19 protein-coding genes are annotated in these 19,423 nt (G+C 66.7%); 8 read left to right on the top strand and 11 right to left on the bottom strand.

The window, feature by feature from the left end; translation table 11 throughout:
- Positions 1 to 11: 11 nt before the first annotated feature.
- From ACP69Z_RS12120 to ACP69Z_RS12100, 5 genes are all read right to left on the bottom strand, one after another.
- Positions 12 to 566: a hypothetical protein gene (locus ACP69Z_RS12120; protein ID WP_426267732.1), complete on the bottom strand. Its 555-nt coding sequence runs from the start codon at positions 564 to 566 to the stop codon at positions 12 to 14.
- Complete coding sequence (locus ACP69Z_RS12115; protein WP_426267731.1) at positions 566 to 949, bottom strand: RidA family protein; 384 nt, start codon at positions 947 to 949, stop codon at positions 566 to 568. The genes ACP69Z_RS12120 and ACP69Z_RS12115 overlap by 1 nt, the downstream gene beginning before the upstream one ends.
- Positions 946 to 1,872 (bottom strand): polysaccharide deacetylase family protein, encoded by a 927-nt coding sequence (locus ACP69Z_RS12110; RefSeq protein WP_426267730.1) that lies wholly within the window; start codon positions 1,870 to 1,872, stop codon positions 946 to 948. Before ACP69Z_RS12110 ends, ACP69Z_RS12115 begins: the two co-directional genes overlap by 4 nt.
- Before the next feature lie 5 nt (positions 1,873 to 1,877).
- Complete coding sequence (locus tag ACP69Z_RS12105) at positions 1,878 to 3,380, bottom strand: CoA-acylating methylmalonate-semialdehyde dehydrogenase (protein WP_426267729.1); 1,503 nt, start codon at positions 3,378 to 3,380, stop codon at positions 1,878 to 1,880.
- Between the two features lie 74 nt (positions 3,381 to 3,454).
- A complete protein-coding gene (locus ACP69Z_RS12100; protein WP_426267728.1) occupies positions 3,455 to 5,434 on the bottom strand; it encodes a M3 family metallopeptidase in 1,980 nt (659 codons plus the stop codon).
- 93 nt (positions 5,435 to 5,527) lie between these two features.
- On the opposite strand from ACP69Z_RS12100, the gene ACP69Z_RS12095 reads away from it, so the two are divergent.
- The 5 genes from ACP69Z_RS12095 (at position 5,528) to ACP69Z_RS12075 (ending at position 11,168) form a co-directional block, all read left to right on the top strand.
- Positions 5,528 to 6,967, top strand: coding sequence for a M28 family peptidase (locus ACP69Z_RS12095; protein WP_426267727.1), 1,440 nt, complete (start codon positions 5,528 to 5,530; stop codon positions 6,965 to 6,967).
- Positions 6,968 to 6,986: 19 nt separating this feature from the next.
- Positions 6,987 to 7,916 (top strand): DMT family transporter, encoded by a 930-nt coding sequence (locus ACP69Z_RS12090; RefSeq protein ID WP_426267726.1) that lies wholly within the window; start codon positions 6,987 to 6,989, stop codon positions 7,914 to 7,916.
- An 8-nt stretch (positions 7,917 to 7,924) separates the two neighbouring features.
- Complete coding sequence (gene rnr / locus ACP69Z_RS12085) at positions 7,925 to 10,198, top strand: ribonuclease R (RefSeq protein ID WP_426267725.1); 2,274 nt, start codon at positions 7,925 to 7,927, stop codon at positions 10,196 to 10,198.
- A gap of 14 nt (positions 10,199 to 10,212) precedes the next feature.
- Entirely contained in the window at positions 10,213 to 10,767 is a 555-nt protein-coding gene (locus tag ACP69Z_RS12080) for an NADPH-dependent FMN reductase (protein WP_426267724.1), read from the top strand.
- 83 nt (positions 10,768 to 10,850) lie between these two features.
- Positions 10,851 to 11,168: a hypothetical protein gene (locus ACP69Z_RS12075; RefSeq protein WP_426267723.1), complete on the top strand. Its 318-nt coding sequence runs from the start codon at positions 10,851 to 10,853 to the stop codon at positions 11,166 to 11,168.
- Between the two features lie 4 nt (positions 11,169 to 11,172).
- Here the strand turns inward: ACP69Z_RS12075 and dcd are convergent, their stop codons facing one another.
- Positions 11,173 to 11,727 carry a dCTP deaminase gene (gene dcd / locus ACP69Z_RS12070; protein ID WP_426267722.1) on the bottom strand — a complete coding sequence of 185 codons (555 nt, stop codon included), beginning with the start codon at positions 11,725 to 11,727 and terminating at the stop codon, positions 11,173 to 11,175.
- 127 nt (positions 11,728 to 11,854) lie between these two features.
- On the opposite strand from dcd, the gene ACP69Z_RS12065 reads away from it, so the two are divergent.
- Positions 11,855 to 13,345 (top strand): replicative DNA helicase, encoded by a 1,491-nt coding sequence (locus ACP69Z_RS12065; protein ID WP_426267721.1) that lies wholly within the window; start codon positions 11,855 to 11,857, stop codon positions 13,343 to 13,345.
- A gap of 63 nt (positions 13,346 to 13,408) precedes the next feature.
- Here ACP69Z_RS12065 and astD read toward each other — a convergent pair whose 3' ends face one another.
- Both astD and ACP69Z_RS12055 read right to left on the bottom strand, forming a co-directional pair.
- A complete protein-coding gene (astD, locus tag ACP69Z_RS12060; RefSeq protein ID WP_426267720.1) occupies positions 13,409 to 14,833 on the bottom strand; it encodes a succinylglutamate-semialdehyde dehydrogenase in 1,425 nt (474 codons plus the stop codon).
- Positions 14,830 to 16,221 carry a protein adenylyltransferase SelO family protein gene (locus tag ACP69Z_RS12055; protein WP_426267719.1) on the bottom strand — a complete coding sequence of 464 codons (1,392 nt, stop codon included), beginning with the start codon at positions 16,219 to 16,221 and terminating at the stop codon, positions 14,830 to 14,832. Before ACP69Z_RS12055 ends, astD begins: the two co-directional genes overlap by 4 nt.
- Before the next feature lie 41 nt (positions 16,222 to 16,262).
- Between ACP69Z_RS12055 and ACP69Z_RS12050 the strand changes: the two genes are divergently transcribed.
- Both ACP69Z_RS12050 and ACP69Z_RS12045 read left to right on the top strand, forming a co-directional pair.
- The gene (locus ACP69Z_RS12050; RefSeq protein ID WP_426267718.1) at positions 16,263 to 17,126 is read left to right on the top strand and encodes an alpha/beta fold hydrolase; all 864 of its coding nucleotides are present in this window, start codon (positions 16,263 to 16,265) and stop codon (positions 17,124 to 17,126) included.
- A gap of 13 nt (positions 17,127 to 17,139) precedes the next feature.
- Positions 17,140 to 17,682 (top strand): demethoxyubiquinone hydroxylase family protein, encoded by a 543-nt coding sequence (locus ACP69Z_RS12045; protein ID WP_426267717.1) that lies wholly within the window; start codon positions 17,140 to 17,142, stop codon positions 17,680 to 17,682.
- On the opposite strand, the gene ACP69Z_RS12040 is transcribed toward ACP69Z_RS12045, so the two are convergent.
- Genes ACP69Z_RS12040 through ACP69Z_RS12030 form a run of 3 tightly spaced genes read right to left on the bottom strand, consistent with a single transcriptional unit; the run spans position 17,679 to position 19,381 of the window.
- Positions 17,679 to 18,320, bottom strand: coding sequence for an SCO family protein (locus tag ACP69Z_RS12040; protein WP_426267716.1), 642 nt, complete (start codon positions 18,318 to 18,320; stop codon positions 17,679 to 17,681). The two genes, ACP69Z_RS12045 and ACP69Z_RS12040, sit on opposite strands and share 4 nt — an antisense overlap.
- Positions 18,310 to 18,759 (bottom strand): copper chaperone PCu(A)C, encoded by a 450-nt coding sequence (locus ACP69Z_RS12035; RefSeq protein WP_426267715.1) that lies wholly within the window; start codon positions 18,757 to 18,759, stop codon positions 18,310 to 18,312. Before ACP69Z_RS12035 ends, ACP69Z_RS12040 begins: the two co-directional genes overlap by 11 nt.
- Before the next feature lie 43 nt (positions 18,760 to 18,802).
- Positions 18,803 to 19,381 (bottom strand): NifU family protein, encoded by a 579-nt coding sequence (locus ACP69Z_RS12030; protein ID WP_426268102.1) that lies wholly within the window; start codon positions 19,379 to 19,381, stop codon positions 18,803 to 18,805.
- Positions 19,382 to 19,423 lie beyond the last annotated feature (42 nt).

Here is a 19,423-nt window from a genome sequence, read left to right as displayed (position 1 = left end):
GCGCAGGCGTATCAGGCCGGGCAAGCGGTGTAGGTGAGGTCGACCGGACCTTCATCGCCGCCCTTCTCCGTGCGGCGCAGCTTGGAGCCGTTGCGCTCCAGCGTGATTACCCGTTCCCAGGTCATGCCCTCGCCCGAAAAGCCGTAATTGGCGGTGAACCGATTGGCCGGGGTCCAGGCGTCGACCCGGGCGAGCGTCCCGCGGCTTTCATAGAAGGTCAGACGGCTGTCGTTGACCGTCATCAGTCCCTTGGCGGCGCTGGCGAACTCAGGCTTGCAGTCGTTGGCGGTAAGCGCCCAGCGGCCGTGAAACTGGTCCGGAATGGACGTCGGCTTGGCTACGGTCGCCGGCGCCGCCGCGTTGGTGACCGGCTCGACACCCTCGTCGATATTTTCGGGTATCGGTCCCTTCTCGGCACCCTTGGCGACGGGCTTGCCGACCCGGCCGGTCGGACCGGCTCCGACCCCGGCGCCGCGAGCAATCGTCTCGCCGGTGTCGGCCTTGTCCGCGGCGGGGGTGCAGGCGAGGAGGGGGAGGGCGGCAAACAGGGCAAGAATAATACGCATCACCGCACCAACGCCTCGGCCTCGATTTCGACCAACCATTCGCAGCGCAGCAGCGCTTTCACGACCACCATGGTCGCCGCCGGCCGCACCGCGCCGAAGATCTCGCCATGCACCTGGCCCACCGCATCGGCGTCGGCTGGGTCGACGATATACATGCGGGTGCGCACCACATCCGCCGTCGACCCGCCGAGCTCCTCGATCGCCTTGAGGATGATTGCAAAGCACCGCCGCGCCTGCGCCGCCGCATCACCGGGCGTGGACGAGCCGTCTGCTTCGACCGGCGCCGTGCCGGAAACGAGAATGCGTTTCCCCGCCCGGACGGCGCGAGAGAAGCCGTAGAGGTTCTCGTAGGGCGACGAGCCACTGGCTCGCTGACCGGTCATCGTTCGTGCAGCACCCGGGCGCGGAAGAGGGGATCGGCGACCTTGTTGTCGGCGCGCTCGTACCAACGCGGGGCGGGCAAGCCCTTATCCCAGGCCAGCGCCTCGGTCAGCGTGCCCTGCGCGGAAGGGACGTCGGGCTGAAGCTTGCCGATCGGGTCGGCGTAGGCCTCGTCGGCGGTGACGATTGTCCAGCCAGCCTTCTTGAGCGCCTTGACCAGGTCGGGGATGTAGAGGGCGGCGAGGTCGGTCTCATGCAGCAAGAGGACGTGCGGCGGGGAGCGGCCGATGGTGCGCCGCATCAGCGCCTCGTTATACTCCGCCGCGCCGACCATCGTCTCCACGTAAAGGTCGCGCAGCGCCTTCATGTCGATCGTCTTGCCGGCCTCCCGCGCGGACTTGGTCAGTCCCTCGATGTTCCAGTCGTAGCCGTCGGCGGTGACATAGCCGTTGCGAAGGCCGCGTTCGTCCAGCGCCCGGCGCACGGCATCGCGCTTGGCTTTGTCGGCACGGCCCTCGTTCAGATAGGGAAAGCGGAACCACGGGCGGTGCCCCGGCTGAGCTTTCAGCCACGCCTCGGCCCGGTCGATGTTGGCGATGTACTCAGTTGCCGACACCTCGGTCAGTGCCGGATGGCTCCAGCTATGATTGGCGATGACGTGCCCGGCCCGCACGTAGGCCGCGACCCGCTGCTCGCCGCCGACCCCATCGTTCTTCCCGAAGTTGCCGGGAATGACGAAGAAGGCGGCTTGCCGGACCTTGGCTTTGCGCAGGCCGGCAATCAGCCGTTTCGTCCGCTCGTCCGGGGTGAAGAACGCTCCGCGGTGCCGCGGCGCATCGTCGAAGGTGAGCGCGATGCGCTTCTCCGCCGCGGCCGCGGGCGCGCCCAGCAGGAGCAGCGCCAGCAGCAGCGAGACGGAGCGCAACGGCCTTAGCCCATGGTCGGGATGATGAAGGCGTTGCCGCCGTCACCGACGCCGCCGTCGGGCCAACGTGCGGTCACCGTCTTGACCTTGGTCCAGAACTTCACGCCTTCCATGCCGTGCTGGTTGGTGTCGCCGAAGCCCGACCGCTTCCACCCGCCGAAGGTGTGGTAGGCGACCGGCACCGGGATCGGCACGTTGATGCCGACCATGCCGACATTCACGCGCGCCGCAAATTCGCGGGCGGCATGGCCGTTGCGAGTGAAGATGGCGACGCCGTTGCCATATTGATGCTCGCTCGGCAGGCGCACCGCTTCGTTGAAGTCGGCAGCGCGGACGATCTGCAGGACGGGCCCGAAGATCTCCTCCTGGTATGAGCGGAAGTGCGGCTTCACATGGTCGAACAGGGTCGGGCCGACGAAATAGCCTTTCTCGTGACCTTGCAGGGTGAAGCCGCGGCCATCCACCACCAGTTCTCCGCCTTCGTCGACGCAGGTCTGGATCCAGTCCTCAACGCGCTTCTTGTGCGCTTCGTTGACGACCGGGCCATAATGCGCCTCGGGATCGGTCGACACGCCGACCCGCAGCGCCTCGATCGCCGGGATCAGCTTCTCGCGCAGCGCGTCGGCGGTCTTCTCGCCGACCGGCACGACGACCGGCAGCGCCATGCAGCGCTCGCCCGCCGAACCGAACGCCGCGCCGGTCAGATCGCTCACCACCTGGTCGAGGTCGGCGTCGGGCATGACGATGCCGTGGTTCTTGGCCCCGCCGAACGCCTGCACCCGCTTCCCGTTCGCGGTGCCGCGAGAGTAGATATACTGCGCGATATCGGAGGAGCCGACGAAGCTGATCGCCTTGACGTCGGGGTGGTCGAGGATCGCGTCGACCATTTCCTTGTCACCGTGGATGACGTTGAGGATGCCGTCGGGCAGGCCCGCTTCCTTCATCAGCTCGGCAAGGCGCACCGGCACGCTCGGATCGCGCTCGGAGGGCTTCAGGATAAATGCATTGCCGCAAGCGATGGCGACGCCGAACATCCACATCGGGATCATCGCCGGGAAGTTGAAGGGGGTGATGCCCACCCCGATGCCGAGCGGCTGGCGCATGGAATAAACGTCGATGCCGGGGCCGGCGCCTTGGGTGTACTCGCCCTTCAGCGCGTGGGGGATGCCGCAGGCGAACTCGATCACTTCGAGCCCCCGCTGGATGTCGCCCTTGGCGTCGGCAATCACCTTGCCATGCTCGCTGGCGAGCGTTGCGGCGAGCTCGTCCATGTTCTTCTCGACCAGGGCCTTGAAGTTGAACATGACGCGGGCGCGGCGCTGCGGGTTGGTGGCGGCCCAGCCGGGCAGGGCGGCGTTGGCAGCATCCACTGCCTTCTGGAGGTCGGCGGCGGTGCCGAGGCGAACGTTAGCCTGCACTTCACCCGCGGACGGGTTGAACACCTCGCCGCTGCGCTCCCCGGCCGCAACCGAGGTTCCTCCGATGAAATGGTCGATCTGACGAAGCATGGGCACGCGTCCTGACTAGGGAAGGGGGTTGCCGCTCCCCTAGACCCGGTCCGCGCCCCTTGCCAATGGGTCGGTCAGCGCGCGGCCTTGGCCATCTCCGCCTTGTAGGCGTCTGTGCTGATCGGTCGGCCGAGGAAATCCTGCACCAGCTCGGCCGCCGGCTTGGTGCCGCCGGGCGCCAGCACCAGCCGGCGGTAATCCGCCGCGGTCTTCTTGTTGCGCAGCCCTTCTTTGGCGAAGCGGGTGAACAGGTCGTCCGCGATCACCTTGGACCAGCGATAGGTGTAATAGCTCGCGCCATAACCGGCTAGGTGGGTGAAGCTCGCCTGTCCCTGCGACCAGTCGGCGACGGGGATCGGATCATAGGTGTTGCGAAGCTTGCGGTACGCGGCGCCGAGGTCGGCGGGGGCTGGCCCCTGGTACAAGCGCAACGCCACCTCGCTGAGCCCGAGCTGGCGCATGTCCTGCATGCCGACGTCGAAGTACCGGGCCCGGTTCATCTGGTCGACAAGCGCTTTCGGGATCGGCTTGCCCGCTTCGTCTGTCGCGAACTTGGCCAGCGTGTCATAGTCGAAGACCCATTCCTCCAGCATCTGGCTGGGGGCCTCTCCGAAATCGGACTCGGTTGCGATCCCGCTCTGCCCCGCCCAGCGCTGGTTCTGGCCGCCGAAGATGGCGTGCAGCAGATGGCCATATTCGTGGAGAAAGGTGACGACATCCTCATGCTCCATCAGGCCGTCGGGCGCGTTCATCACCAGCGCGGTCACCGGCACCTGCCGGCCGATACCCTGCCGCACCGGAACCACGTTGGCATGCTCGTACTTGCCCGCGCGTGGGTGCATGTCGAGGTAGAAGCGGCCGATCAGCTTGCCGCCTTCGAACATCTCGTAAGCTTCGGCTTTGGGATGCCACAGTGACGTCTGCCACGGCTTGATCTCGACCCCGAACAGATCCTCGCTCAGCTGCAACAGCCCGTCGCGCACCTTGGGATAGCTGAAGTAGCGCCGCGCTTCCTGCCGGTCGAAACCATAGGATTGTTTCTGCACGATCGGCGTCAGGTAGCTGTTGTCCCACGGCCGCAGCGCCGTTGCCTGCGGATCAATCTGGCGCAGCACGGCGAGCTTCTTGGCATAATCGCCGGCCGACGCGGGCCGGGCCGCCGCTGCCATCTCGCTCAGCAGCGCTTCGACCTTGGCCGGCGTATTGAGCATACGGCTTTCGAAATCGACCGTGGCGTAATCGGGCCGCCCGATCAGTCGCGCAAAAGCCAGCCGGGTATCGATCAGCTCGCGCAGCACAGGATCGTTGGCCGGGTGGCCCACCTGCCCATAAAGTCGCATGTAACGTTCCCGCAGGGCAGCGTTCTTGGCGTAGGTCATGACCGGGAAGTAATCGGGCCCATCGGTGCTGAGCGTGATCCGCCCGTCCGCGCCCGGCTTGTGAGCGGCAAGGTAGTCGGACGGAAGGCCGTCGAGCTCGGCCGGGGTGACCGAGATCGTCCGTCGGTCCTTCGGAATGTTGGCCTGGAAGGTGGTGGACAGCTCCGAAATGCGATCAGCGAGCTTGCGCGCTTCCGCCCTGTTGTCTCCGTCCAGTGCGACGCCTGACAGCTCAAAGGATTGAAGCGTGCGCTGCAGGAAAAAAGCGCTCGACCGGTCGTTAGGCTGCGGCAATGCCTTGAGCTTGTCGTATATCGGACGCGACAGGCTGACCGCGTTGAATTCCGTTCCGACCTTGACCTCGCAATCCTGCGCGGCGTTGCGGGCAGCGTCGTCGACCAGCACCTCGCGGTAGAGCCCGGCTTCGCCCGATGCTCCGATCAGCACCTCGAGCAGCTTGTCGAATTGCTGAAGGGCGGTGGCAGTCTGGCCCGGAGCCTCGAGCTGCTTGCGCAGGCCTGCGCTCAGCGTCAGCAGCTCGTTGCAGCGGGTGGTTACCGCCGCGGCGGTCGGTGCCCCGGTGAGGATCGGCGGCAGGGTCTGCGCACCGGCTGTCGCCGCCATGATCACGCTCAGCGACGCACCTGCCGCGAACGCCCACCGCACCTTTGTCATGTTACTGCCCCCAGTTATGAACCGCGGCAGCCTAGACCGGGTTCAGGTAAACACCTAATCCCTCCGCCGACCGCATGATCTTGGGAGTTTTCGATGCTGAAGCCGCTGGCGCTGACCGTCTCCACCTTCCTGCTTTGCACCGCGGCATCAGCTGCCACGCCCGAGCAGCAGATGATGGCCGCTGCCGGTAAGGTCAGCGAAGCGCGCCTGCGTGCCGACGTCGCCAAGCTGGTCAGCTTCGGCACGCGCCATACCCTGTCGAGCCAGACCGATCCCAGACGCGGGATCGGCGCGTCGGTGCGCTGGGCGGAAGCGGAGCTGAAGAAGCTTGGCCTTGAAACGCTGCAGACCTGCGACACGGTGACAGGTCGCCGCGTGCCGAGCCCGACCCGTGTCTGTAACGCGGTCGGTATCCAGCGTGGGACCGAGCGGCCCAACGACGTGGTGATCATCACCGGGCACATCGACAGCCGCGTCACCGACGTCATGGACGCGACCAGCGATGCGCCAGGTGCCAATGACGACGGGTCGGGCACCACCGCGGTCCTCGAAGCCGCCCGCGCGCTGCGTGGCGGCAAGTTCGGCGGGACCATCGTCTACGGCGTGCTGTCGGGCGAGGAACAGGGCCTGCTCGGCGGCAAGATCCTGTCCGACTATGCCAAGGCGCAGGGCTGGAACGTCGTCGCCAACTTGAACAACGACATCATCGGCAACAGCTGCGGCTCCGACGGCGTGTGCGACGCAAAAACCGTTCGCGTCTTCTCCGAAGGGCCGCGCTGGCAGGGCCGCGAGGCGCTCGCCGCTGCGCAGCGCAGCCTTGGCGGGGAGAACGACAGCCCGAGCCGCAACATCAGCCGCTTCCTTGATCGCCTCGCCGAACGGCTGCCGCAGATCGGGCTCGACGTTCGGCAGGTGTGGCGCAACGATCGCTTCGGCCGCGGCGGCGACCATACCGAATTCCTCAATGCCGGCTTCCCCGCCGTGCGCTTTTCGGTCTCGGTCGAGGATTACGATCACCAGCACCAGGACCTGCGCACCGAGAACGGCAAGAAGTATGGCGACACCATCGACGAGATGGATTTCCCCTATCTCGCCAAGATCGTCCGCCTTAACGTCGCCGCGCTGATGGCGATCGCCAATGCACCGCCGCCACCCGCGCCGGTCGCACAGGGCGCGGTGAGCACCGACACAACCATCAACTGGGCGCCGCTCGCCGGCGTGCCCACCTACAAGGTGCATTGGCGGCGGACCGACGAGAACAACTGGACCAAGAGCGGGGGCACGGTGACGGATGCCGTGATCGCTCCCGAGCAGCCGGCCGCCGGCGCGGCGTCCAACCCCAATCGCCCGTCGAACAATGCCACCATGGGCCGGGTTGAAGGGGCGCAGAAGCAATCGGTGCTGAAGGGCATCCGGGTCGACGACTGGGTGTTCGGCGTTTCTTCCGTCAGCAAGGATGGGTGGGAAAGCCCGGTCGCCAGTGCGGTGCCGGGCGGCGCGTTCAAGCCCTACGTCGCGCCGGAAACCAGGTGATCCACCCGCACCCGCCCGCATGAGGGCCCAGCAGACCGACCGTCCGGCAGCGCAGCGCCCGCTGGCCGGCGTGCTGCTGCGCCTGCTGACGGCGCTGCTGCTGGCGGTCATGTTCGCGCTGGTGAAGCTTGCCGGAACGCGCGGCGTGGGGGTGATCGAATCGCTCTTCTACCGGCAAATCGGTTCGGTGGTCTGTGCCGCCGGGCTGGTCATGGCCGGACCGGGGCTCGCCTCGCTGCGCACCAAGCGGGTGGGCGCGCATGTGGGACGAATGGCGCTCGGCCTCACGGCCATGGGAATGAACTTCCTCGCCATCCTGCTCTTGCCGCTCGCTGAAGCCACAGCGATCGGCTTCACCGTTCCGATCTTCTCCACCGTGCTGGCGGCGCTGGTGCTGGGCGAAGCGACCGGCCGCTGGCGCTGGAGCGCGGTCGTGGCCGGCTTCATCGGTGTGCTGCTGATCGTGCACCCGGGGACCAGCGCCGTTCCGCTTAACGGTGCCGCAGTGGCGCTGGTTGCCGCCGGCCTCACCGCGGCCGTCACCATTGTCATTCGCCAGCTTGGACGGACCGAGCGTGCGTCCACCACCGTTTTCTGGTTTGCCGCCAGCAGCCTGGTCCCACTCGGCCTCTTAATGCTCCACTTCGGGCGGCCGCATGACGCTGGGACCGTTGCGATCCTTGCCGGCATGGCGCTGGCCGGCGGCCTGGCACAGCTGACCCTCACCGCGAGCCTTCGCCTCGCACCCGTCGCGCTGGTGATGCCGATGGATTATACCAGCCTGCTCTGGGCGACCCTGCTTGGGCTGTGGCTCTTTGCCGAACTCCCGTCCGCTGCCGTCTGGCTCGGCGCGCCGATCATCATCGGAAGCGGCCTCGTCATCGTCTGGCGGGAACATCATCTCGCCCGGCGCGCTGCTCTTGCGGCTGAGGCCGCTACTTCCGCCTAAGGACCCGAATGCCCCGCAAGCCAGCCTCTACCGGCCTCCCGAGCCCCAAGCAGATCCTCGACTTCATCCAGCAGTCGGGCCAGCCCGCGGGAAAGCGCGAGATCGCCCGCGCCTTCGGTCTTCACGGCCATGACAAGATCGCGCTGAAAGCCTTGCTCAAGGACATGGCCGACGAAGGCCTGATCGACAGCGCCCCCGGACGCGCCTTCCACAAGGCGGGCGGCGTGCCGCGTGTCACCGTGCTGCGCATCGTCGCGGTCGAGGAGCAGGCGGTTGCCGTTCCCGACAACTGGCAGGGCGACGGACCACCTCCCAAGCTGCGCGTAATCGAGAAAGGCCGCCGCTCGGCGCTGGCGCTCAACGACCGCATCCTCGCCCGCACAGAGGAGCGGGGGCAGGGCCATGTCGCGCACCTGATGAAGAAGCTGCAGCGCTCAGCCGACCTCATCCTGGGCGTCGTCCACGAGGACGAGGACGGCAAGAAGTGGCTGAAGCCCGTCGACAAGCGCGAACGCCGCCAGCTTCCCTTGTCCGAACTTGGCGAGGCTGAGGTCGGCGACCTCGTGCTGGCCGAACCCTCCGGCCGTCCGCCGCGTGTCTCGGCGAAGGTCGATGCCGTTCTCGGCGACCCGTTCGCCCCGCGCAGCTTCAGCCTGATCGCCATCCACAAGCACGGGCTTCCCCACGAATTCGCCGCCGAGGTGATCGAGGAAGCGCAGGAGGTGTCGAAGACGCCGCTCGGAACCGACCGCGAAGACCTCCGCCACCTGCCGATCGTCGCCATCGACCCCGCCGATGCACGCGACCATGACGATGCCATCTGGGCCAGCCCGCGCGAGGATGGTGGGTGGGACGCCATCGTCGCCATTGCCGACGTCAGCTTCTACGTCCGCCCCGGCAGCGCGCTCGATCGCGAAGCTCGCCGCCGCGGCAACAGCGTCTATTTTCCCGATCGCGTCGTGCCGATGCTGCCGCACGAGCTCTCGTCGGACATCTGCTCGCTGAAGGAAGGGCAAGACCGCGCTGCGCTCGCCTGCCACCTCCACGTCGGGGCCGATGGCACGCTCAAGGCGCACCGCTTCACCCGCGCCTTGATCCGCGTCGCCGCCAACATCGCCTACGAGGACGCCCAGCGTGCGATCGACGCTACCAGTGAAGAGCGGGTCGAGGTTGCGTCCTCGCCCTGTTCGATGCCCGAGATCGAGGGTCCGGTCGCCGCCGAGCTGGTCGAGCAAGCGCTAAAGCCGCTGTGGAACTGCTGGGCCGCGCTCTACGCCGCCCGCCAGAAGCGCGAACCGCTCGAGCTCGACCTGCCCGAGCGGCAGGTCGTCCTCGACGAGAAGGGCCGCATCATGTCGGTCGCTCCGCGCGAACGCCTCGACGCGCACAAGCTGGTCGAAGACTTCATGATCGCGGCCAACGTTGCGGCGGCCAAGGCGCTGGAAGCCAGGAAGGCGCCCGTCATGTACCGCGTCCATGAGACGCCGGGCCGTGAGAAGTTGACCGCGCTCAAGGATTACCTCGCCACCTTCGATCTCGAATTTGCGCTGGGGCAGGTGGTGAAGCCGTCGACCTTCAACCGCATCATCGAGCGGGTGGGGGACAGCGACTTCCTGCCCGAGATCACCGAACAGATCCTCCGCACCCAGACCCAGGCGCGCTATTCGCCCGATCCGCTTGGTCACTTCGGGCTGGCGCTGCCCTCCTACGCCCACTTCACATCGCCGATCCGTCGCTACGCCGATCTTCTCGTCCACCGCGCTTTGGTCAGTCATTACTGGCTGGGGGACGGCGGCCTGCCACCCGAAGATGCGACGCGCTTTACCGAGATCGGCGAGCTCATCTCGATGCTCGAACGACGGGCGATGGAGGCCGAACGCGAGACCATCGATCGTTATGTCGCGGCCTATCTTGCAGACCACGTCGGGCAGCTGCTCGACTGCCGCATTTCGGGCGTCCAGCCGTTCGGCTTCTTCGCCACGGTGGAGGGACTCGGCGGCGACGGCCTGGTCCCGGCCGGGGAGCTCGGAAACGAATATTTCCGCTACGACGAAGCCTCACGGCAGCTGATCGGCGATGAGACCGGAGAAAGCTACCGCGTCGGTCAGCGCCTCAAGTTGCGCCTGACCGAAGCCAATCCGGTCAGCGGGGCGCTTCGCTTCGAGCTTCCGGAAGGCAGCTACAGCCGCGGCCCGACCGAACGCCGCGACCGGGTCCGCAAGCCGGTGATGGGCCGCCGTGGCCGCCCGTCCAACATCCGTCATCAATCCCGCAAGCGCTAGGAAGCCAGAATCCCATGCCCAAGACCATTGCCGTACTCCGCGGTTCGCCTCGCGCCGACAGCCTGACACAGAAACTCGCCCGCGGGATCGAGCTGGCGGTCGGCGATCGGCTGACCTTCAACGACATCGCGATCCACGACCTGCCGCTTTACAATCCCGACCTCGAGAAGCACGCGGCACATCCTGACTGGGACGCCTTCCGCGCGGCGGTGAAGGCCTGCGACGGGCTGCTGTTCGTCAGCCCCGAATGGAACCGCTCGGTGCCGGGCGGGCTCAAGAGCGCCATCGACATCGGCTCGCGGCCTTACGGAAAAGGCGTGTTCCAGAAGAAGGCTACCGCCGTGGTGACCCAGTCGACCGGCGGCACCGGCGGCTTCGGGTGCAACCACCACCTCCGCCAGAGCCTAGTCCACCTCGACGCCATCGTGCTCGGGCAGCCCGAAATGTATGTCGGCAACCTCTCGGCCGATAAGTTCGGGGAAGACGGCCGGGTCAGCGACAAGGGGCTTGCGAAGCTGATTGACGGATTCGCCGATACGTTCGTGGCGTGGGTTGACAAGCAGTCCTGATCCGCGTGCGGCTGGCGCTTGCATAACCGCCAATTCCGATTCACTCTCCCGTAGCCACTAGGCGCGCGGGGAAGGGAGCGGACATGGCAACGCCAGCAGCAGCCTTGGCAGCGCGGGCACGGCGCCACATCCAGCATAGCTTCTTCGCGGCCGAAGCGGTCCGGCCCGACCGCTCCATCGCGTTCCGGCCGGCCAATCGCTTCGAGGAACGGCAGTTCGCCCGCCTTCACGCCGCCGGAGCCATCCACGAGGAGCAGCCGGGCCACTATTGCATCGACCTGCCGGCCTATGACCAGCTGCTCCACCAGCGCTTCGAGCGGCTTCGCAACTTGCTGCTAGTCTTTGTTCTCGCCTTGGCCGCGATTGCACTGATCGGAGGCCTCAGCGGCTTTTTCAACTAAGCGGCTACAGCCGCGGGAGCGTGACGCCCTTCTGCCCCTGATACTTGCCCGCACGGTCGGCATAGCTGACCTCGCAGGGCTCGTTGCCCTGCAGAAACAGGAACTGGCAGGCGCCTTCATTGGCATAGATCTTGGCGGGCAGGGGCGTCGTGTTGCTGAATTCCAGCGTGACATGGCCTTCCCAACCGGGCTCCAGCGGGGTCACGTTCACGATGATCCCGCACCGGGCGTAGGTCGATTTGCCGAGGCAGATCACCAGCACGTCGCGCGGCACCCTGAAATATTCCACCGTGCGGGCCAGCGCGAAACTGTTGGGCGGGATGATGCACACGTCGGTCTTGCGGTCGACAAAGCTGTTGGCGGCGAAATCCTTGGGGTCGACCACTGCCGAATCGACGTTGGTGAAAATCTTGAAGTCGTCGGCGACGCGGGCGTCATAACCGTAGCTCGACAAGCCATAGCTGATGCACCCGTCGCGGCGCTGTGCCTCGACGAAGGGTTCGATCATGCGGTGGCTCTGTGCCTGCTCGCGGATCCAGCGGTCGGATAGGATGCTCATGGGTAACGGCTTAGCCGTGCGCCCAACGGTTCGTCGATTCCCGCCGCGCGGTTTTCCGCGGACCCCACGATATCCACGTTATCCACAGCTTGGCGGCATCACGGAAAGGCGTATCAGCGGCTGCGACATGGCCGAAATCCTTCTCCACCCTGGCGCAGGCGCCCCGGAAGCGCCGGTGCAGCAGCTACCACACAACGTTGAGGCCGAAGCCGCGCTGCTGGGCGCGCTGCTGATGGACAACCGGCTGGTCGAGGACGTGCAGCTGAAGCTCCGTGCGGACCACTTCTTCGAGCCGCTGCATGGCCGCATCTACGAAGCGATCCTTCGCCTGACCGACCGCAACATGGTCGCCAACCCGGTCACGCTGAAGCCCCTGTTCGAGGCCGACGAGGCGATGCGGCAGGTTGGCGGTCCGTCCTATCTCGCGCAGCTGACCGGCTCGGGCGCGGCGCTGATCGCGGCGCGCGATTTTGCCGCTCAGATCTACGACCTTGCGCTGCTCCGCAGCCTGGTCGCGGTCGGCCGCGATCTCGTCACCGGCGCGCTTGATACGTCGGAGGACGTCAAGCCGCTCGAACAGATCGAACGGGCGGAAACCGAGCTCTACAAGGTCGCGGAGCAGGGCGGGGGCGAAGGCAAGGTCAAGACCTTCGCCGATGCGTCCAAGGAAGCGCTGCTGATCGCCGAGGCCGCGCTCAATTCGGGCGGCGCGCTGTCGGGCATCACCACCGGCTTCACCGACGTCAATGCGCGGATGGGCGGTATGCATCGCTCCGACCTCATCATCCTCGCCGGGCGGCCGGGCATGGGCAAGACCTCGCTTGCCACCAACATCGCCTTCAACGCCGCACGGCGGATGTTGCAGGATCTCGCCGACGGAATCGCGCCCGAGCGTTCGGCCGGCGCTGCGGTCGCCTTCTTCAGCCTCGAAATGTCGGCCGACCAGCTCGCCACCCGCGTGCTTGCCGAGCAGAGCAACATTCCCGGCACGCAGATCCGTACCGGCAACATGAACATCAACGAGTTTCGCGAATTCGCGCGGGTCGCGGCGGAACTGAACAGCCTGCCGCTCTACATCGACGATACGCCCGGCCTGACCATCGCCGCTCTTCGCGCCCGCGCTCGGCGCTTGAAGCGGCAGAAGAACATCGGCCTGGTCATCGTCGACTATCTCCAGCTGCTGTCGGGTGGCGGCAAGTCGAACGACGGCAATCGCGTGCAGGAAATTTCCGAGATCAGCCGCGGCCTCAAGAGCCTGGCCAAGGAGCTTCACGTGCCCGTTGTCGCGCTGTCGCAGCTCAGCCGTGCGGTCGAGCAGCGCGAGGACAAGCGCCCGCAGCTTTCCGACCTTCGCGAATCGGGCTCGATCGAGCAGGACGCCGACATGGTGTGGTTCATCTATCGCGGCGACTATTATCTGATGGCCAAGCAGCCGCCCGACGACCATCCAGACCTGCCGTCGTGGCAGGAGGAGATGGCCAAGATCTACGGCACGGCCGAGCTGATCATCGCCAAGCAGCGCCACGGCGCGACCGGCAAGGTGAAGCTCAAGTTCGACGCGCGCATCACCAAGTTCACCGATTTGGTGGAAGAGGGCCACGCGCCCGAATTCCACTGATCGCCGCCCGGGGGTGGGCCGCGGGCCGGACGCGCTTGCTTGCGCTCCGGCCCGCCTGGGCCTTTAGTCTTCCAGCATGTTGGGGTCGCTCAGACCCTCGGTGATGGACGCGCGGGCAATCTCGCTTTCGCTGCTGGTCACCGGATAAGCGCAGTAATCGGCCGCATACGCCGCGCTCGGCCGGTGGTTTCCGCTAAGACCGACGCCGCCGAAGGGAGCATTGGACGGCGCCCCGTTGGTGGGCTTGTTCCAGTTGATGACCCCGGCGCGCACCTCGTTCCAGAAGCGGTCGAACTGCGACGGCGATCCGCCGACCAGGCTCGCAGCAAGGCCAAAACGCGTGTTGTTGGCTTCGGCAATCGCCTCCTCGAAGCTGCCGACCCGGATCAGCTGCAGCGCCGGCCCGAAGATTTCCTCGTCTGGGCGGCCCGACACGTCGGTCACGTCGATCAGCGCCGGCGTCAGGAATGGCTTGTCCTCCTGCGGGCGGTCTAGGCGCCGGATCACCCGCCCGCCCTTGATCATCAGGTCAAGGAATTGAGACTGCACATGATCGGCGGCGGCATTGTCGATGACCGGACCCATGAACGGCTGCGGCGTGGCGAAGGGCTCGCCAACGATCAACCGATTGATCAGCTTCAGCATCGCCTTGACCAACGCGTCGCCGGCGACGCCGTCGCGAACGATCAGCCGCCGGGCCGCGGTGCAGCGCTGGCCGGCTGAAAGATAGGCGGACTGCACCGCGATGGTCGCGGCCGCCTGGACATCGGCCGCGTCCCACACGACCAGTGGATTGTTCCCGCCAAGCTCCAGCGCAAGGATCTTGTGCGGCATGTCGGCAAACTGCCGGTGCAACGCCTGACCCGCCCGGGCCGAACCGGTGAACAGCAGCCCATCGATGCCCTCCTGTCCGGCGAGCGCACGGCCTTCCTCCGGGCCCCCTACCAGCAGCCGCACAGCGGCCTCGGGCACGCCGGCTTCATGGTAGAGCCGGACCAGCATCTCGCCGACGGCGGGCGTCTTTTCGGATGGCTTGAACACAACGGTATTGCCGGCCAGCAACGCCGGCACGATGTGCCCGTTCGGCAGATGCGCCGGGAAGTTGTAGGGGCCTAGCACCGCCAGCACTCCGTGCGGCTTGTGCCGAACCGCGATCTTGGAACCCAGCGCCGCTTCCTGCCGCGTGGTGCCGGTGCGGTCCATATACGCGTTGATCGAAATCTCGACCTTGTTCACCACCGCGCCGACTTCCGTCTTCGCTTCCCACAAGGGCTTGCCGGTTTCCGCCGCGATCAGCCGGGCGAACTCCGCTTCTCGCGCCCGCACCGCATTGGCGAAGCGGCGCAGGGTCTCCGCGCGATACGTGATCGGCTGCGCGGCCCAGGCAGGAAAGGTCTCGCGGGCGGCGGCGACTTCCGCCGCGGCATCGCCGGGCTCGCCGGTCCAGAGGGCGGTTCCGGTGGCCGGCTCGAAGGATGTGAGTGTCATGCGGGGTGGGAAGAAGCCGAGGGCGCGTTCGCCGTCAAGGCGTCGCCCATTCGCCGTATTGCGGCAATCTTGGTTTCGTACAGCTCCCAATCGTCCTTTTCGGCGATGGCGGCCCAGATGTCTTCCACCTCGTCGATCAGCATCGAACAGGGCTCCGCATCCGACCAGTAGGCATGACTGCGATCACCGCGCCGCGCGCCGATCGCATGCTCCAGCGCATCGAAGGCAGGACCGGCATAGGCGTCCCCCGCCGGCCTCCCGCCTCCGCGCCAGTCGAAGAAGAAGCGGTCGATGCTGACTTGCCGGGTGGCCACGGCCTTCACCGCCGCCCGCGCGATGGCGCGATCCTCGTCTTCGCCGACCGGTGGCAGCCCCAGCCGCCGCACCATTCCCGCCGCCAGCGCAGCATGGAAGTGCCCGGCAAAGCCCTCCAGGCTCGACTGCAAGGCCTCGTGCCCGTCTGTCAGCAGCGCCAGACAGCCGGCAAGCTGCGCTACATTCCACTGGATGGCCTCTGGCTGCCGCCCGAACGCGTACAGCCCCGCATGGTCGAAGTAGGCGGCGGTGAACGCTGGATCCCACTCCGGTGCGAACCGCCATGGGCCGTAGTCGAAGCTTTCGCCCGTGATGTTGATGTTGTCGGTGTTGAGCACCCCGTGCACGAAGCCCGCCACCATATAGCTCGCCGCAAGCTTGGCAGTTCGCTCGACCACAAGCGCGAACAAGCGCTCCGGCCCGGCATCGGCTGGCTCGCCGTAAAGATGCTTGAGGCAGTAGCGGACCAGCTTCTCCAGCCCTTCCACGTCTTCGCCGAACGCCAGCCGCTGAAAGGTGCCGATCCGGATATGGCCGTGGCTGAGCCGTGTCAGCACTGCCGACCGGGTAGGGGAGGGCTCATCGTTGCGCTCCAGTTCCTCGCCCGTTTCGAACAGAGCGAAACTACGGCTCGTCGCCACGCCCAGTGCCTGCAGCATCTCGGTTGCCAGCACCTCGCGCACCCCGCCTTTCAAGGTCAGCCGACCGTCGCCGAAGCGGCTCCACGGGGTCTGACCTGACCCTTTGGTGCCGAGGTCCATCAGCCGCCCACGTGCGTCGCGCAGTTGCGCGAGGAGGAATCCGCGACCGTCGCCGAGATCCGGATTGTACGAACGGAACTGATGCCCGTGGTACCGTAGCGCCAAGGGCTGATCGAGATTGCCCTCGAGCGGCTCGAACCGGCAGAAATGCCGCGCCCAGTCCGTCTCCTCCAGCCCTACTTCCGCAGCCGCGCGTGTATTCAGGAATCGCGCTGTGCACGCCGGAAAGTTTGCCGCGCGCACAGGATCATAGAAGCTTGTTCCCAGTTCCAAGATGCGAGGATCGGGTCGGTAGGGTTGCACAGGCGTCATCTTGTCCGGATAGAGGCAGGCGAAAAGATAGGGAGCGGCGAGTGGCTCGGTACGAGGACCGGAACTACAACAGCACGGACGGCCTTCGGCTCCATTACCGCGATTATGCGGGGGGAGATCCCGACCAGCCGCCGATCCTGTGCCTCCCGGGCCTGACCCGCAATGCCCGCGATTTCGAGCCGGTGGCCGAACGCTTCGCCGGCGAATGGCGCGTCCTCGCGCTCGATTTCCGCGGCCGCGGTGGCAGCGCGCCCGATCCCGATCCCTCGCGCTATATGCCGGCAACTTACGCTCGCGACGTGATCAAGCTGCTCGATCAGCTTGGCATTGCCGATGCGGTGTTCATCGGCACCTCGCTCGGTGGTCTTGTCACCATGCTGATCGCGGCGATGGAGAATGAACGGATCGCCGGCGCGCTTCTCAACGACATCGGGCCGGAGGTCTCTCCAGAAGGGATCGAGCGCATCCGCACCTATGTCGGTAAGCCCGTCACTTGGGGAAGCTTTGCCGAGGCCGGCACCGCGATGATGAGCCGCATGGGCGACGTCTACCCGCGCTGGGGCGCCGAAGAGTGGGAGCGTTTCGCCCGCCGCTGCTGCCGCGAGGAAGGCGCTCACGTGGTCTACGACTATGACATGCGCATCGCCGAGCCGTTCGCTGAAGCCAATGACGCGACGCAGCCCAACCTGTGGCCGTGGCTCGATCACCTGAAGGGCCGGCCGGTCACGATTCTGCGTGGAGCATCCAGCGATCTCTTCTCCGCTGAAACTGCCGACCGCATGCTCCGCGAGCTTGGCGACAATGCCGAGCTGGTGACGATCGAAGACGTCGGTCACGCGCCGAGCTTCGACGAACCCGAGAGCATCGCCGCGGTTGAGCGATTGCTTGCGCGGGTAGGGCGCTAGAGCAGAGACGTCCTTGGCAGTCGCGGCGCGCCTCAAGCTTGGCGAAAGCCTCGCCGACCGGGTGATGAAGGTCGATCATGCCGGCGAGCATGGCGCGGTCTGCATCTATTCCGCCCAGATCGCAGCCGCCCGCTGGCGCGCGCCGGACCTCGTCGACGAACTCCGGCACTTCCGCGACCATGAGCGGGGCCACCGGACCCGCTTTCTCGCCGAGCTCGAGGCACGGGGTGTCGCCCGGTGCCGCAGCTATCACCTGTGCGGGACGGGAGGAGCGATCCTGGGGTTCGTCACCGGCTTGCTCGGCCGCCATGCCATCGCGGCGACAACCGTCGCGGTCGAGCGAGTGGTTCTGCGCCACCTCCACGAGCAGGTTGCGGCGCTCGACGGCAAGGATGCCGCCGCGCTGGCCGCGCTGCGGTTCATCCTCGCGGAAGAGCAGGAGCACCACGACACTTCCGCCGGGCATCTGGTGGCGGGATCGTGGTGGACCCGGATCATCGATCCCGTTGTCGCCGCGTCGACCGAAGCGGTGATCTGGCTCGGGATGCGCCTCTAGGCGGTGATCCGCCGCAGCTTGTCGAGCGCGACCGCGTCGCCTTCTTCCTGCGCGATGGTCGAGACGAACTTGCCGTCCTTCCCGAACAGCAACACCTGGCTGCCGTGATCCACGGTATAGCCGCCCGGCGCTTCCTTGTTGGGCGTGCGGGCCTGGTAGATGGCGTGGCTCTTCGCCACTGCCGCAACCTGTTCCTCGCTTCCGGTCAGGCCGATCATTGGGGTTCCAAACAGGCCGACATAGTCGCGCACCACCGCCGGCGTATCCCGCTTGGGGTCGACCGACACGAACACGATGTCGAACGCCTTGTCGCCTTGGCCGAGCTCGCCGCGCAGCTTGGCAAGCTTGCCGAGCGTGTTGGGACACACATCCGGGCAGTTGGTGAAGCCGAAGAACATCGCATAGGGCCGCCCCGCCAGCGCCTGCGCGCTGCTGAACGGCTTGCCGTCCGTGCCCGTCAGTGTGAAGGGGGCGCCGATGGTGAAGCCCGGCATGCCGGGATCGGCCCTGCTTGACGTTTGCGGCCCCTCAGGACGCATCAGCAGCAGCCCGGCAAAGCCCAGCGCCGCCAAACCGACCAGCGACCACAGGATCAGGCGAAGCATCTTCACCCGCGACGCAGGCGCTTCAGTGGCCATGATGACCTCCGGCCGCCGGACCCTGCGCGCCCGGCGGCAGCACCGGGAGGCTTGCCCGCACCAGGCCGGCTTTCTCGAACCGCATGGTAAGCGGAAGCGTGGTGCCGGGCTTGAGCGGCGCCTTAAGGCCGCTCAGCATTATGTGAAGACCGCCCGGCTTCATGGCGATCATCCCGCCGCTAGCGACAGAAACCGCACCTGCCGCGCGCATCCGCATCACGCCGCCGCTGTTCTGGCTGTCATGGATCGTCACACTCGCCGCAGCCGGGCTGCTCGCGCCGATCAGCCGGTCCGCCGCGCCGCTATTGTGCACGCTGACATAAGCGGCGCTGCTGCCGACGCCCGCGCGGGCCCACCCGCTGACGTGGAGGGCAGGAGCCTTGGCCGCGGCCGGAGCGACAAGCGCAAGCGAAGCGACAAGAAAGGAGAAGCTCTTCATCCGCGGCCATTTAGAGCGCGGCGGCGGCTTCCACAACGCCGGCCTAGACCGCTTCCACCGTCTCCACCTCGGGCACGTAATGGCGAATGAGGTTCTCGACCCCCCGCTTCAGCGTGACCGCCGAGCTCGGGCAGCCGGCGCAGGCGCCCTGCATGGCAAGGAACAGGGTGCCGCCCTTGTAGCCGCGGTAGACGATGTCGCCGCCGTCCTGCGCCACCGCAGGCCGGACCCGGGTCTCGAGCAGGTCCTTGATCTGGGCGACGATCTCGGCATCGGCCGGATCTTCGTCGAAGGTCGCATTCTCGTCCGCGGCAACATAAATGCCGCCCGCGCTGCCGGCGCGGAACAGCGGCGCGCCTGAAACGAAATGATCGAGCAGGATCTGCACGACGTCGATTTCCAGCCCGGCCCAGTCGACGTCGGCCGCGGCCGTCACCGACACGAAATCGCGCCCGAAGAACACGCCCTCGACGTCGCCGGTGGCGAACAGCGCTTCGGCCAGCGGGCTCGCCGCCGCGCTTTCGGCATCGGGAAAGTCGCGGCTGCCCGCTTCCATGACGGTGGAGCCCGGCAGGAACTTGCGGGTCGACGGATTGGGGGTCTGTTCGGTGGTGATCAGCATGGGGGTCATGTGGCGCAGGACCCGCCTGGCTTCAACCGCAGG

This window comes from Sphingomonas sp. LHG3443-2 (assembly GCF_049896405.1).
In the GTDB taxonomy this organism is placed as follows: Bacteria; Pseudomonadota; Alphaproteobacteria; order Sphingomonadales; family Sphingomonadaceae; genus Sphingomicrobium.
The sequence above is the reverse complement of the archived record's forward strand: the minus strand, read 5'-3'. Positions and strand labels throughout refer to the sequence as shown.

Excerpts from the sequence above, each read along its gene's own strand:
- ACP69Z_RS12120 (WP_426267732.1), bottom strand. The coding sequence starts at position 566 with ATGCGTATTATTCTTGCCCTGTTTGCCGCCCTCCCCCTCCTCGCCTGC.
- ACP69Z_RS12115 (WP_426267731.1), bottom strand. The coding sequence starts at position 949 with ATGACCGGTCAGCGAGCCAGTGGCTCGTCGCCCTACGAGAACCTCTAC.
- ACP69Z_RS12105 (WP_426267729.1), bottom strand. The coding sequence starts at position 3,380 with ATGCTTCGTCAGATCGACCATTTCATCGGAGGAACCTCGGTTGCGGCC.
- ACP69Z_RS12100 (WP_426267728.1), bottom strand. The coding sequence starts at position 5,434 with ATGACAAAGGTGCGGTGGGCGTTCGCGGCAGGTGCGTCGCTGAGCGTG.
- ACP69Z_RS12095 (WP_426267727.1), top strand. The coding sequence starts at position 5,528 with ATGCTGAAGCCGCTGGCGCTGACCGTCTCCACCTTCCTGCTTTGCACC.
- ACP69Z_RS12090 (WP_426267726.1), top strand. The coding sequence starts at position 6,987 with ATGAGGGCCCAGCAGACCGACCGTCCGGCAGCGCAGCGCCCGCTGGCC.
- rnr (WP_426267725.1), top strand. The coding sequence starts at position 7,925 with ATGCCCCGCAAGCCAGCCTCTACCGGCCTCCCGAGCCCCAAGCAGATC.
- ACP69Z_RS12080 (WP_426267724.1), top strand. The coding sequence starts at position 10,213 with ATGCCCAAGACCATTGCCGTACTCCGCGGTTCGCCTCGCGCCGACAGC.
- ACP69Z_RS12075 (WP_426267723.1), top strand. The coding sequence starts at position 10,851 with ATGGCAACGCCAGCAGCAGCCTTGGCAGCGCGGGCACGGCGCCACATC.
- dcd (WP_426267722.1), bottom strand. The coding sequence starts at position 11,727 with ATGAGCATCCTATCCGACCGCTGGATCCGCGAGCAGGCACAGAGCCAC.
- ACP69Z_RS12065 (WP_426267721.1), top strand. The coding sequence starts at position 11,855 with ATGGCCGAAATCCTTCTCCACCCTGGCGCAGGCGCCCCGGAAGCGCCG.
- astD (WP_426267720.1), bottom strand. The coding sequence starts at position 14,833 with ATGACACTCACATCCTTCGAGCCGGCCACCGGAACCGCCCTCTGGACC.
- ACP69Z_RS12055 (WP_426267719.1), bottom strand. The coding sequence starts at position 16,221 with ATGACGCCTGTGCAACCCTACCGACCCGATCCTCGCATCTTGGAACTG.
- ACP69Z_RS12040 (WP_426267716.1), bottom strand. The coding sequence starts at position 18,320 with ATGGCCACTGAAGCGCCTGCGTCGCGGGTGAAGATGCTTCGCCTGATC.
- ACP69Z_RS12035 (WP_426267715.1), bottom strand. The coding sequence starts at position 18,759 with ATGAAGAGCTTCTCCTTTCTTGTCGCTTCGCTTGCGCTTGTCGCTCCG.
- ACP69Z_RS12030 (WP_426268102.1), bottom strand. The coding sequence starts at position 19,381 with ATGCTGATCACCACCGAACAGACCCCCAATCCGTCGACCCGCAAGTTC.